Genomic DNA, 13041 nt, shown 5'->3' with positions numbered 1-13041 from the left:
CGCACGTGATACGAGCCCCCGGCCGACCGGCCGGGGACCCAACGGAAGGAACGAGCCACCGTGGCAGACACCAGCATGATCCTTGCCGCCGCTGACGCCGTCTCCGGGAACATCGCGACCGTCGGCTACGGCCTCGCGGTGCTCGGCCCCGGCATCGGTCTGGGCATCCTCATCGGCAAGACCGTCGAGGGCATCGCGCGCCAGCCCGAGGTCGCCGGCCAGCTGCGCACCACCATGTTCATCGGCATCGGCTTCGTCGAGGTCCTCGGCCTCCTCGGCCTCATCACCGGGTTCCTCTTCACGTGAGCGGCGCCGCGGTCCCCGCGGGCGTCGTGACGGCCGCGGGGGAAGAGGTCGAGGGCATCCGGCTGCTCATCCCCGCCGGCTACGACCTGTTCTGGTCGACGCTCGTCCTGGTGGTCATCGGCGTCGCGTTCTACAAGCTGGTGCTGCCGAAGTTCCAGGCGGTGCTGGACGAGCGCACGGCGAAGATCGAGGGCGGGATCGCGAAGGCCGAGTCGGCCCAGGCGGAGGCGGCAGCGCAGCTCGAGGAGTACCAGAAGCTGCTCGCCGACGCTCGTGCCGAGGCTGCACGCATCCGCGAGGACGCGCGCACCGAGGCCGGGCAGATCCTCGCCGAGTCGCGCGTGCGCGCCCAGGAGGAGGCGGCTCGCATCGCCGAGACCGCCCAGCGCCAGATCGAGGCCGAGCGCCAGCAGGCCGCGGTGTCGCTGCGCGCCGACGTCGGCACGCTCGCCACGCAGCTCGCGTCCAAGATCGTGGGCGAGTCGCTCGAGGACGAGGCGCGCCGCTCGCGCGTCGTCGACCGGTTCCTCGACGAGCTCGAGGCGGGCGCCACCACGAGCGCAGGCAAGGGGAACTGATGCGCGGGACCAGTCGGGCCTCGCTGGAGGCGGTGGAGAACCGGTTCACGCCGGTCGTCCGCGCCGCCGGCGGTCAGGCACGCAGGATCAGCGAGGAGCTCTTCGCCCTCGTGGACGCGCTCGACTCGTCGAGCTCGCTGCGTCGCACCCTCGCCGACCCGTCGGTCGAGGGCGACCCGAAGAGCGCGCTGGTCGCGCGGGTGCTCGACGGTGCGGACCCCCGCACCGTCGAGATCGCCCAGGCGCTCGTGCGGTCCCGGTGGTCGTCGGACGCCGACCTCGCGGGCGCGACCGAGCGGATCGCCTTCCGGGCGCTGCTGTCGTCCGCGGAGGCGGACGGCACGCTGGGCCTGGTGGAGGACGAGCTGTTCGGGTTGACCCGGTCCCTGGCCGGTCAGCGCGAGGTGCGTCGCTACCTGCTCGACGACGCGTACCCCGCGCAGGCCCGCGGCGAGCTGGTCGACCGGATCCTCGGCGACCAGGGCACCGCGACCACCCGTGCGGTGGCGCGCCGCGCCGCGGTCGCGCCGCGCGGACGCCGGTTCGTCACCACGCTCAACCACGTCGGTGACCTGATCGCGGAGCTGCGCAGCCGCGAGGTGGCCACGGTCGTGGCGGCCGCACCGCTCACCCCGACGCAGACGGACCGTCTCGCCGCCCTGCTGGGGCGCGCGCTCGGGCGGCCCGTCCAGGTGAACGTCGTCGTCGACCCCCACGTCGTGGGCGGACTGCGCGTGCAGGCCGGTCCCGACGTCATCGACTCGACCGTCCTCTCCCGACTCGCCGACGCCCGCCGGCAGCTGGCCGGCTGACCCACGCCGGAGCACCGGCCCACGACACACCGCACGCGCGAGGCGCGTGCGTCAGATGAGGAGAACGCCATGGCTGAGCTGACGATCCGGCCGGAGGACATCCGCTCCGCGCTGGACAGCTTCGTGAAGTCCTACGAGCCGAAGGGACCGGCGACCGAGGAGGTCGGCCGGGTCGCGCTCGCCGGCGACGGCATCGCGCAGGTCGAGGGCCTGCCCGGCGCGATGGCCAACGAGCTGCTGAAGTTCGAGGACGGCACGCTCGGCCTGGCGCTCAACCTCGACGTCCGCGAGATCGGCGTCGTCGTCCTGGGCGAGTTCACCGGCATCGAGGAGGGCCAGGAGGTCCGCCGCACGGGTGAGGTGCTCTCGGTCGCCGTCGGCGACGGGTACCTCGGTCGTGTCGTGGACCCGCTCGGCCAGCCGATCGACGGCCTGGGCGAGGTCGCGACCGACGGTCGCCGCGCCCTGGAGCTGCAGGCGCCCGGCGTCATGGCGCGCAAGTCGGTGCACGAGCCGCTGCAGACCGGCCTCAAGGCGATCGACTCGATGATCCCGATCGGGCGCGGGCAGCGTCAGCTGATCATCGGCGACCGCCAGACCGGCAAGACGGCCATCGCGATCGACACGATCATCAACCAGAAGGCCAACTGGGAGACGGGCGACCCGAGCAAGCAGGTCCGCTGCATCTACGTCGCGATCGGCCAGAAGGGCTCGACCATCGCCTCGGTGCGCAGCGCGCTCGAGGAGGCCGGTGCGCTCGAGTACACGACGATCGTCGCCGCCCCCGCGTCCGACCCGGCGGGCTTCAAGTACCTCGCCCCGTACACCGGCTCGGCCATCGGCCAGCACTGGATGTACCAGGGCAAGCACGTCCTCATCGTGTTCGACGACCTGTCGAAGCAGGCCGAGGCGTACCGCGCCGTGTCGCTGCTGCTGCGCCGCCCGCCGGGCCGCGAGGCGTACCCCGGTGACGTCTTCTACCTGCACTCCCGCCTGCTCGAGCGTTGTGCGAAGCTGTCGGACGAGCTCGGCGCGGGCTCGATGACGGGTCTGCCGGTCATCGAGACCAAGGCGAACGACGTCTCGGCGTACATCCCGACCAACGTCATCTCCATCACCGACGGCCAGATCTTCCTGCAGTCGGACCTCTTCAACGCCGACCAGCGCCCCGCCGTCGACGTCGGCATCTCGGTGTCCCGCGTCGGTGGTGCCGCGCAGGTCAAGGCGATGAAGCAGGTCTCCGGCACGCTGAAGCTCGACCTGGCGCAGTACCGCTCGCTCGAGGCGTTCGCGATGTTCGCGTCCGACCTCGACGCGGCGTCGCGCGCCCAGCTGACGCGTGGTGCGCGCCTCATGGAGCTGCTCAAGCAGGGCCAGTACTCGCCGTACCCGGTCGAGGACCAGGTCGCGTCGATCTGGGCCGGCACCAAGGGCAAGCTCGACGACGTCCCGATCGAGGACGTCCGTCGGTTCGAGACCGAGCTGCTCGACCACCTGCGTCGCAACACCGACGTCCTGTCCACCATCGCCGACTCGGGCAAGCTCGACGACGCGACGGAGCAGGCGCTGGCCGGTGCGATCGACGAGTTCCGGCTGGGCTTCCTGAAGTTCGACGGCACGCCGCTCGTCGGCGGCGACGTGGAGGACGCTGACGTCGAGGTCGAGCAGGAGCAGATCGTCCGCCAGAAGCGGGCCTGAGCGTGGCCGGTCAGCAGCGCGTCTACAAGGCGCGGATCAAGAGCACCCAGTCGCTGAAGAAGATGTTCCGCGCGCAGGAGCTCATCGCGGCCTCGCGGATCGGTCGTGCGCGCGGCCGGGTGACCATGGCCACGCCGTACTCGCGGGCGATCACGCGTGCCGTGTCGGCCGTCGCCACGCACTCCGACGTGTCGCACCCCTTCCTCGTGGAGCGGGACGACACGAAGCGGGTCGCGGTGCTGCTCATCGCGTCCGACCGCGGCATGGCCGGCGCGTACTCGGCGAGCGTCATCCGCGAGACCGAGCGCCTCGTGCAGCAGCTGGAGGAGTCGGGCAAGGAGGTCTCCCTCTTCGTCTCCGGGCGGCGTGCGGTGGCCTACTACACCTTCCGGCAGCGTGAGCTCGCCGGCCGCTGGACCGGCTCCTCGGACGCGCCCACCCCCGAGGTGGCCGACGAGATCGCGGACGCGCTGCTCGCGGCGTTCCGTGCGCCGGCCGACGAGGGTGGCGTGGGCGAGGTGCACGTCGTGTTCACGCAGTTCGTGAACATGGTGACGCAGCGGCCGCGCGTGATCCGGATGCTCCCGCTCGAGGTCGTCGAGGGCGTGGAGCCCGCCGGCGAGCACGACGCCCTGCCGCTCTACGAGTTCGAGCCGAGCCCGGAGGAGGTGCTGGACGCGCTGCTGCCGCGGTACGTCCGCACGCGGATCTACGCGAACCTCCTGCAGGCGGCGGCCTCCGAGCTCGCGGCACGCCAGCGGGCCATGCACACGGCGACCGAGAACGCCGAGGACCTCATCCGCACCTACACGCGACTGGCCAACCAGGCGCGTCAGGGCGAGATCACGCAGGAGATCAGCGAGATCGTGTCGGGAGCCGACGCCCTCGCGTCCTCCTGACCCGAACGACAGCACGACACCGACCCCAGCCGGGCGCCCGAGCCGCCCGGACGAGCGAAGCGAGGCAGACATGACCGCCACCACCGTCGACGCGACGGCCGCGAACGCCGGCACGCCCGGCGTCGGCCGGGTCGCGCGGGTCATCGGGCCCGTCGTGGACATCGAGTTCCCGCCGGACCAGATCCCCGAGATCTACAACGCGCTCGAGGTCGACATCGACCTCTCGGCGCAGGGCGAGGGTGAGGCCTCCGGCGGCTTCACCATGACGCTCGAGGTCGAGCAGCACCTGGGCGACTCGCTGGTGCGCGCGATCGCGCTCAAGCCGACCGACGGCCTGGTCCGCGGCGCGCAGGTGCGCGACACGGGTCTGCCGATCTCGGTGCCCGTCGGTGACGTCACCAAGGGCAAGGTCTTCAACGTCACGGGTGAGGTGCTCAACCTCGCCGAGGGCGAGACGCTCGAGATCACCGAGCGCTGGCCGATCCACCGCAAGCCCCCGGCCTTCGACCAGCTCGAGTCCAAGACGCAGATGTTCGAGACCGGCATCAAGGTCATCGACCTGCTCACGCCGTACGTCCAGGGCGGCAAGATCGGCCTGTTCGGTGGTGCGGGCGTCGGCAAGACGGTCCTCATCCAGGAGATGATCCAGCGCGTCGCGCAGGACCACGGCGGTGTCTCGGTGTTCGCCGGTGTCGGTGAGCGCACGCGTGAGGGCAACGACCTCATCGTCGAGATGGAGGAGGCGGGCGTCTTCGACAAGACGGCCCTCGTCTTCGGCCAGATGGACGAGCCCCCGGGCACGCGTCTGCGCGTCGCCCTGTCCGCCCTGACGATGGCGGAGTACTTCCGCGACGTGCAGAAGCAGGACGTGCTGCTCTTCATCGACAACATCTTCCGCTTCACGCAGGCGGGCTCCGAGGTCTCCACGCTGCTCGGCCGCATGCCGTCCGCGGTGGGCTACCAGCCCAACCTCGCCGACGAGATGGGTCAGCTGCAGGAGCGCATCACCTCGACGCGTGGTCACTCGATCACGTCGCTCCAGGCGATCTACGTGCCGGCCGACGACTACACCGACCCGGCGCCGGCCACGACGTTCGCGCACCTCGACGCGACCACGGAGCTCAGCCGTGAGATCGCCTCGCGCGGTCTGTACCCGGCCGTCGACCCGCTGGCCTCGACCAGCCGCATCCTCGACCCGCGCTACGTGGGCCAGGAGCACTACGAGGTCGCGACGCAGGTGAAGCAGATCCTGCAGCGCAACAAGGAGCTCCAGGACATCATCGCGATCCTCGGTGTGGACGAGCTCAGCGAGGAGGACAAGACGATCGTCGCGCGTGCGCGTCGCATCCAGCAGTTCCTCTCGCAGAACACGTACATGGCCGAGAAGTTCACGGGCGTCGTCGGCTCGACGGTGCCGGTGTCCGAGACGGTCGAGGCGTTCAAGAAGATCGCCGAGGGCGAGTTCGACCACATCGCGGAGCAGGCGTTCTTCAACATCGGTGGCCTCGAGGACCTCGAGCGCAACTGGGCCCGCATCCAGAAGGAGTACGGCGTCTGAGCCTGCGGGCACAGACGACGTACCGTAGGACTCAGGAGGCAGCACGGTGGCTCAGCTCGAGGTCGACGTCGTGGCGGCGGACGGCAAGGTGTGGTCCGGCGCCGCACGTCTGGTGTCGGCCCCCGCGGCCGACGGTGACATCGGCATCCTCGCCGGGCACACGCCGATCCTGTCGGTGCTGCGGCCCGGCGCGGTCCGGGTGGTGCCCGCCGGCGGCGGCGCGCCGCTGTCGTGGCACGTCGACGGGGGCTTCCTGTCCGTCGACTCGGACCAGGTGACGGTGGTGGTCGACGCGGTCTCCGGGTCGGGCGGCACCGCCCCGACCGGGCACTGACGCGGCGGACGTCGGCGTGGAGGTCACGGCGTGAGCGGTGCGGCGTGGATCACGGTCGTGGCGGCGCTGCTGCTCCTCGCCGGCGTCGTCGGGGTGGCGTGGCTGTCCCGCACGCGGACGCTGTCGCGTCGGGTCGGGTCGTTCTCGTGCCGCCTGCTCGAGGCGGCGCACGACGGCAGGACCCCGTCCGCCCGTGGGGTCGCGCAGTACGGCTCGGTGACCCTCTACTGGTGGCGGCGGGCGTCCGTCATGCCCCGTCCCGCCCGGACGTGGTCGCGCGGCAGCATCGTCGTGCTCGAGCGCACGGTGCTGCCGCCCGTCCCGGGCAAGCCGCCGGCGGTGGTGGCCCGGTGCCAGGTCGCACCGGTCACGGGTGGTGCGCTGCAGGAGGTCCGGCTGCAGATGTCGGCCGACGCGTACGCCGGGTTCACGTCCTGGCTGGAGGCCACCCCCTCGCGGGTCGGCAAGGTGTTCTGATCCCCCCGAAGCCATGAAGGAGCGTCCATGCGTCTGGTGGTCGCCGAGTGCGCGGCGCGGTACACGGGGCGGCTGTCGGCGCACCTGCCCCGGGCGCGCCGGCTCGTCGTGGTCAAGGCCGACGGGTCGGTGCTGCTGCACTCCGACGGCGGCTCGTACAAGCCGCTGAACTGGATGAGCCCGCCGTGCTCCCTCGCGGTGGGGGAGCCGGACGACGAGCAGCGCGCCGCCGGCGTCACGCAGGTGTGGACGGTGCAGCACGCCAAGACCGACGACCGGCTCGTGATCGACCTGTACGAGGTGCACCACGACTCGGCGCACGAGCTGGGGGTCGACCCCGGGCTCGTCAAGGACGGCGTCGAGGCGCACCTGCAGGAGCTGCTGGCCGCCCAGATCGCGTTGCTCGGGTCCGGGCACACGCTGGTGCGGCGTGAGTACCCGACGGCGATCGGGCCGGTCGACATCCTGGCGAAGGCGCCGGACGGCGGGAGCGTGGCCGTGGAGATCAAGCGGCGCGGCGACATCGACGGTGTCGAGCAGCTGACGCGGTACCTGGAGCTGCTCAACCGTGACCCGCGCCTCTCGCCCGTGCGGGGCGTGTTCGCCGCGCAGGAGATCAAGCCGCAGGCGCGGGTGCTCGCCACCGACCGCGGCATCGCGTGCCTGGTGCTCGACTACGACGCCATGCGGGGCGTCGACGACGTGGACGCTCGCCTCTTCTGATTCTTGAACGGGTTCAGGTGAACGTGTTCACTTGTCCCATGGACAGGACCCGGTCAGGCGGACCCACCGGCTCGACGAACGGCCGCGGTGCCGGACGGGCCCGCCACGTCGCGCCGGGCGCTCCCGCGGCGGTCGCGGCGTGAGCCCGCGACGTACCGCGGACGAGACCCGCGAGCTGATCCGGTCGACGGCCCTGCGCCTCTTCCGCGAGCGGGGGCACGACGCGACGACCATGCGCGTGGTCGCGCAGGAGGCGGGCGTGGCCGTGGGCAACGCCTACCACCACTTCGGGTCCAAGGAGGACCTGGTGCAGGAGCTGTACCTCGAGGTGGTCCGCGCCCAGGACGAGCGGGCGCGCGAGCTGCTCGCCGGCGGTGGTGACCTCGCGTCGCGGCTCCGGACGACCTGGCACGTGGGGATCGACGCGTTCCTGCCGTACCGGCAGTTCGGCGTCGAGTCCATCGGGGTCGCGATCCGCCCCGGGTCGCCCGCGAGCCCGTTCTCGCCGGCCTCCGCTCGGACGGCCCAGCGCAGCCGGGCGCTGTTCCGCGAGGTCGTCGAGGGTGCGTCGTCCGGTGTGCCGGCGGCACTGCGGGCCGACCTGCCGGAGCTGCTGTGGCTCGCGCAGCTGGGGCTCACCGTGTTCTGGGTGCACGACGACTCGGAGGGTTCCCGCCGCACCCGCGCGCTCATCGACGGGGCGGCGCCCGTCGTCGGTCGCCTGGTCTCGCTCGCGCGACTGCCCGTGGTGTCCGGTGCGGCGCAGGACGTGCTGCGCCTCGTCGCGGCGGCGCGGACGTGATCCGGCACTGGACGGCGCCGGCCGTCGTGGGCGTGGTCGTCGCCGTGGTCACGGCCTGGGTCGTGCGCGCCGTGGGGTTCGTGCTGGTCGACGGCATCGGCGTCGAGGCCCTGACCGGTTCGGCGACCTGGCTGCTGTACGCCGCCGGGCCCGCCGTGCTCTGCGCGGTGCCGCTCGTGGTGCTGGCGCGCGCGGTGCTGGGGCGGTTCGGGCCGCGGCCGGGCGTGTACGCGGGGCTGGGCCTGGTCGGGGGTGCGCTGGTCGGTGTGGTGCAGACCGGGGTGCTGCTGTCGGCGTGGCCCTGGCAGGTGGGCTCGGCAGGGTGGGACCTCATCGGGCTGCCGGCCGTCGCCGGGCTGGTCGGCGGGCTGGCCGCGGGGGCCGTGCGGGCGCGCCGCGGGACCGACGCACCCGCCGCGCCGCGGGATCGGCGCTGACGCGTCCCGCACCGCGCCATGATGGGCGCATGGTGAGCCACGCCCCCGACCCCACCGGTCCGCTGCTCGTGCGGGGAGACGTCGTGACGCCCACCGCGGTGCTGCGCGACGCCGTGGTGCGGGTGGTGGACGGCCGCGTCGACCGGGTCGAGCCCGCCTCGCAGGTGCCCGCGGGGCAGCGGCCGGACGCCCCGGCGCCGGGAACGCTGGTGCTGCCGGGCCTGGTCGACCTGCACTGCCACGGCGGTGGTGGTGCCGGCTTCCCCGACGCCAGGGGGCCGCAGGACGTGCAGCGGGCAGCGGGCGAGCACCTGCGGCACGGCACCACGACCCTGGTCGCGTCCCTCGTCACCGCCCCGCGCGCGGTGCTGCTGGAGCGGACGGCCCTGCTCGCCGACGCCGCTGACGACGGTGTCGTCGCGGGCATCCACCTCGAGGGGCCGTTCCTGGCGCCCGCCCGCTGCGGTGCGCAGAGCCCTGCCGACATGCTGCCGGGCGACCCCGCGCTCGTCCGCGACCTCGCGGCGGCCGCCCGGGGCCACCTGGTGACGATGACGGTGGCCCCCGAGGTCCCCGGTGTCGCGGACGGCGGGCAGGACGTGCTGGCCGCCCTCGTCGCGGCCGGTGCGCTGCCCTCGGTGGGCCACACGGACGGGACGGCCGAGCAGGTCGAGGCGGCGGCCGCGCGGGCGTTCGACCTGCTCGCCACGTCGCCGGGGGCCCGCGGTCCGCGGCCGACCGCGACCCACCTGTTCAACGGCATGCGCCCGCTGCACCACCGGGACCCGGGGCCCGTGGCCGCGTGCCTGGCCGCCGCCGCGCGCGGTGAGCTCGTGGTCGAGCTGGTCGCCGACGGAACCCACCTGGCACCGGCGACCGTCCGTGCGGTCATGGAGCTCGTCGGCCCGGACGGCGCCGTGCTCGTGACCGACGCGATGGCCGCGGCCGGCATGCCCGACGGCGACTACCGGCTGGGTCCTGCCGCCGTCCGGGTCGCCGACGGCGTCGCACGCGTGCTGCAGCCCACGGCCGACGGCGAGGTCCGCACCGGTGCCATCGCCGGTGGTGTCGCGCACCTGCTCGACGTCGTGCGGGCGACCGTCGCGGCGGGTGTGCCGCTGGTCGACGCGGTCCGGGCGGCGTCCGCGACGCCGGCCGACGTGCTCGGCCGGCACGACGTCGGTGCGCTCGTGCCCGGGCGGCGCGCGGACCTGGTCGTCACGACGCCCGACCTGCGCCCGCTCCGCGTCGCGCGCGGCGGAGCCTGGGTCGCCTGACGCTCGCCTGACGCGCGCCCGACGCTCGCCCGACGCGCGCCCGACGCGCGCCCGACGCGCGCCCGACGGTCGTCCGCCCGGGTGGGACGCCCGCCCGGGGTGCTGCTCAGGTCAGTCGCACGTCGGCCAGACGCGCGGACCCGAGCAGCCGCAGCCGCAGGTCGCGCGGCCCGTCCGCACTCGTCAGGGAGGACCCCGGGGCCAGGGGTGCCGTGAGCGTGCACCAGTCGTACCGGCCGCCGTCGGCGGGCACGTCGACGCGCGCCTGGAGCGACCCGTCGGCCGCGTCCAGCAGCTCGACGGCCGCGGCGCCCGGGCGGGTGCGCGCCACGGTCAGCTCGACCGCGGTCGCCCCGGCCACGTCGCAGCCCCGCAGCAGCACGCTGCCGGACGGGCGGCCCCGGCGGACCTGCACGCACGTGCCGGTCGCCGGTGCGAGGTCCGCGGGGTCGACGCCCGTCAGCGCGTCCGCGTCGACCGCGCGCGCGGCCCGGGTGCGCAGGTCGCGCGGGGGCACGGGCTCGCCCGCCACCCACAGCTCGGCGCGCCGCCCGTCGTGCGCGCTCGACGGCGCGGCGGTCAGGACGTAGCGACCCGGCTCCACGACCCACCGGTCGCGGGTGACGTCCCACACCGCGAGGTCGGCGACGGGCACGCGCAGGGTCGCGACGGTGGTGCCGCCCGGCGGCACGACGACCCGCGCGTGGGCGACCACCCGGTGCGGGTACGGCAGCCGGTGCGCGGGCGCGTCGACGTACAGCTGCACGAGCTCGTGCGCCGGCCGGGCGCCGGGGTTGGTGACGGTGACGTGGGCGACCACCTCGTCGCCGTCGCGCAGCGGGCCCGGGGTGCACCGCAGGTCGGCGTAGGTGGGGGCACCGTACGTCAGTCCGTGCCCCAGCCCGTACCGGTGGGCGGTGCGCGCGAACCAGGGCGTGGCGTGCGTCGCGATGACGTCCTGGTCGAGCAGGTCTCCCGCCTGCGACGCGTCCGCGGGCCACTCCTGGGCGAGCCGCCCGGTCGGTTCCGCCTCGCCCAGCAGGACGTCCGCCAGGCCGTTGCCGAGCTCCTGCCCGGCGTGGCACGACCAGACGACGGCGTCGGCCTCGTCACCGGTCGGGCCGAGCACGTACGGGTACGACGAGACGACGAGCAGCACGGCCCGCGTACCCGCGGCCCGCGCGGCCCGCCACAGCGCGACCTGCGGTGCGGGCAGGTCCAGGTGCGGGCGGTCCTCGGTCTCGCGTCCGTGCAGGTGGGGGTCGTTGCCGACCGTGACGAGGACGACGTCGGCGGCGGCTGCGGCGTCGGCCACCGCGGCGGCACCGGTGCGCAGCACGTCGACGCGGAAGCGCTCGGCGTGCGCGGCGTCCGGTGCGTCGGCGACGAGGGTGCCGGCCTCGTCGTGCTGCACCCGAAGCCACCGGCCGGACCCGGCGTGCTGCAGCGACCACGTCCCGTCGTCGTGCCGCGCACGGCGGAAGGACTCCTGGGCGACCCAGCCGCCTACGCGCGTCGCGTCGGCGCGCACGACCCAGCGGGCCCCGGACCACAGCAGGTCGCGGTCGACGTCGCGCAGGGTCAGCAGCCCGTCACCCCAGTCGGTGAGGTCGTGCGCGGCCGGCTCGTCGGCGTCGGCCACCAGCGTGCCGTCCGTCAGCGCGCGCACCCCGCGTCCGGTGGTGGTCGCGGTGAGCGTGATGCGGTCGGCGCCGTCGGCGACGTGCACGGCGTGCGCACCGAGGCGCGCCGCCAGCGCCGGGGCGAGGCCCACCAGGTAGGGCGGCGTGCCGGAGTACCAGTCGTGCAGCACCCGGGCGGCGTGCGGCCCGACCACCGCGACGGACGCCTGGGGGTCCAGGGGCAGCACCCCGTCGTTCTCGAGCACGACGACCCCCCGGGCGGCGGCCTGGCGTGCCAGGGCGCGGTGGGCGGGCAGGTCGATCGCGTCGGGGCCGACCCGCCAGGGGTCCAGGTCGGGGTCGAGCTCACCGGTGCGCAGGCGCAGCTCGAGGTGGCGCAGCACCGCGCGGTCGACGTCGGCCTGCTCGAGGAGACCGCGGTCGAGCGCCGCGGTGAGCCGGGCGACGGTCGGGCCGGCGTCGGCGTCGTTGTCGGTGAACGAGTCGACGCCCGCGCGCAGCAGCGCGGCGTGGGAGGTGACGTGGTCGTCGAGGTACCGCTGGAACGTCACGACGTTGCCCGGCGCGGCGGCGTCCGAGACGACCAGCAGGGACTCGTCCGCCCACGAGCGCAGCTCGTCGAGCAGCTCGCCGGACAGGTGGGCGGGGCGCCCGTTCACCAGGTTGTAGGACGGCATGAGGGCGCCGACGACGCCGGCGCGCAGCGGTCCGAGGAACGCCGGCAGCTCGTACTCGCGCAGCACGCGCGGGGGCAGGTTGCTGCTGGTCACGGCGCGGTCGGTCTCGTTGCCGTAGCCCAGGACGTGCTTGAGGGTCGGCACGGTGCGCCAGTACACGGCGTGGTCGCCGCGCAGGCCGCGGGCGTAGGCGGTGCCCAGCAGGGCGGTGACGTGGGGGTCGCTGGAGAACCCCTCCTCGGTGCGGCCCCACGCGGGGTGGCGCAGCGGGTTGACGACCGGGGCCCACACGTTGAGTGAGACCGTCGGGTCGGCCGCGTGCTTGGCCCGCAGCTCGGTGCCGACGACCGCACCGACGCGCTCGAGGAGGTCGGTGTCCCACGACGCGGCGAGCCCGACGGGCTGCGGGAAGACCGTGGCGGTGCCCAGCCAGGCCACGCCGTGCAGCGCCTCCGACCCCGTGCGGAAGGCGCCCAGGCCGAGCCGGGGGACGGCCGGGGCGTGCTGGTGCAGCAGCGCGAGCCGCTCCTGGGGGGTGAGGGCGGCGAGCAGCGCCTCGGCGCGCTGCCGCACGGGGAGCGTCGCGTCGCGCCACGGCGGTGGGGCGTCGGCGACGAGCAGGTCGGGGGTGGTGACGTCGTCGGCCACGTCGCTCCTCGTCGTCGGGGGCGTAGCAGGGGTGCGGCGCGCGGGAGGGTCGCTGGTGCGCGCATGGTGGTCGAACCGTTTCGACGACCTGGCGGTGCGTCGTGGCCAGCCATCGTGGCTGAATCGTCCGGCGGTGACAAGTTCCCCGTGTCCGGTGTGGGGGTCTTGCCTG

The 13041-nt window shown here is 74.2% G+C and carries 13 protein-coding genes; 12 read left to right on the top strand and 1 reads right to left on the bottom strand.

Features of this window, described 5'->3' with window-relative positions; translation table 11 throughout:
• Positions 1 to 75 precede the first annotated feature (75 nt).
• From atpE to BMZ16_RS17790, 12 genes are all read left to right on the top strand, one after another.
• Positions 76 to 306 (top strand): ATP synthase F0 subunit C, encoded by a 231-nt coding sequence (gene atpE / locus BMZ16_RS17845; protein ID WP_089803054.1) that lies wholly within the window; start codon positions 76 to 78, stop codon positions 304 to 306.
• Positions 303 to 884 (top strand): F0F1 ATP synthase subunit B, encoded by a 582-nt coding sequence (locus tag BMZ16_RS17840; RefSeq protein ID WP_089803052.1) that lies wholly within the window; start codon positions 303 to 305, stop codon positions 882 to 884. Before atpE ends, BMZ16_RS17840 begins: the two co-directional genes overlap by 4 nt.
• Positions 884 to 1696: a F0F1 ATP synthase subunit delta gene (locus BMZ16_RS17835; protein WP_089803050.1), complete on the top strand. Its 813-nt coding sequence runs from the start codon at positions 884 to 886 to the stop codon at positions 1694 to 1696. The genes BMZ16_RS17840 and BMZ16_RS17835 overlap by 1 nt, the downstream gene beginning before the upstream one ends.
• A 69-nt stretch (positions 1697 to 1765) precedes the next feature.
• Entirely contained in the window at positions 1766 to 3394 is a 1629-nt protein-coding gene (gene atpA, locus BMZ16_RS17830; protein ID WP_089803048.1) for a F0F1 ATP synthase subunit alpha, read from the top strand.
• Positions 3395 to 3396: 2 nt separating this feature from the next.
• Positions 3397 to 4293 (top strand): F0F1 ATP synthase subunit gamma, encoded by an 897-nt coding sequence (locus BMZ16_RS17825; protein WP_089803046.1) that lies wholly within the window; start codon positions 3397 to 3399, stop codon positions 4291 to 4293.
• 70 nt (positions 4294 to 4363) lie between these two features.
• Positions 4364 to 5851 carry a F0F1 ATP synthase subunit beta gene (atpD, locus tag BMZ16_RS17820; protein WP_089803044.1) on the top strand — a complete coding sequence of 496 codons (1488 nt, stop codon included), beginning with the start codon at positions 4364 to 4366 and terminating at the stop codon, positions 5849 to 5851.
• 46 nt (positions 5852 to 5897) lie between these two features.
• Complete coding sequence (locus BMZ16_RS17815; RefSeq protein WP_089803042.1) at positions 5898 to 6185, top strand: F0F1 ATP synthase subunit epsilon; 288 nt, start codon at positions 5898 to 5900, stop codon at positions 6183 to 6185.
• A gap of 30 nt (positions 6186 to 6215) precedes the next feature.
• Positions 6216 to 6662, top strand: coding sequence for a DUF2550 family protein (locus tag BMZ16_RS17810; RefSeq protein WP_089803040.1), 447 nt, complete (start codon positions 6216 to 6218; stop codon positions 6660 to 6662).
• A 27-nt stretch (positions 6663 to 6689) separates the two neighbouring features.
• The gene (gene nucS / locus BMZ16_RS17805; RefSeq protein ID WP_089803038.1) at positions 6690 to 7385 is read left to right on the top strand and encodes an endonuclease NucS; all 696 of its coding nucleotides are present in this window, start codon (positions 6690 to 6692) and stop codon (positions 7383 to 7385) included.
• 139 nt (positions 7386 to 7524) lie between these two features.
• Positions 7525 to 8187 (top strand): TetR/AcrR family transcriptional regulator, encoded by a 663-nt coding sequence (locus BMZ16_RS17800; RefSeq protein WP_089803036.1) that lies wholly within the window; start codon positions 7525 to 7527, stop codon positions 8185 to 8187.
• Positions 8184 to 8624, top strand: coding sequence for a hypothetical protein (locus BMZ16_RS17795; RefSeq protein WP_089803033.1), 441 nt, complete (start codon positions 8184 to 8186; stop codon positions 8622 to 8624). Before BMZ16_RS17800 ends, BMZ16_RS17795 begins: the two co-directional genes overlap by 4 nt.
• A 29-nt stretch (positions 8625 to 8653) precedes the next feature.
• A complete protein-coding gene (locus BMZ16_RS17790; protein WP_089803031.1) occupies positions 8654 to 9901 on the top strand; it encodes an N-acetylglucosamine-6-phosphate deacetylase in 1248 nt (415 codons plus the stop codon).
• A gap of 106 nt (positions 9902 to 10007) precedes the next feature.
• On the opposite strand, the gene BMZ16_RS17785 is transcribed toward BMZ16_RS17790, so the two are convergent.
• Positions 10008 to 12869, bottom strand: a complete 2862-nt coding sequence (locus BMZ16_RS17785) for a glycoside hydrolase family 3 C-terminal domain-containing protein (RefSeq protein ID WP_255366793.1) — start codon at positions 12867 to 12869, stop codon at positions 10008 to 10010.
• Positions 12870 to 13041: the final 172 nt, after the last annotated feature.

It is taken from the genome of Cellulomonas sp. KH9 (assembly GCF_900114185.1).
GTDB lineage: Bacteria > Actinomycetota > Actinomycetes > Actinomycetales > Cellulomonadaceae > Cellulomonas.
Note: the sequence above shows the minus strand (reverse complement) of the source record. Positions and strands in the feature narration are given on the sequence as shown.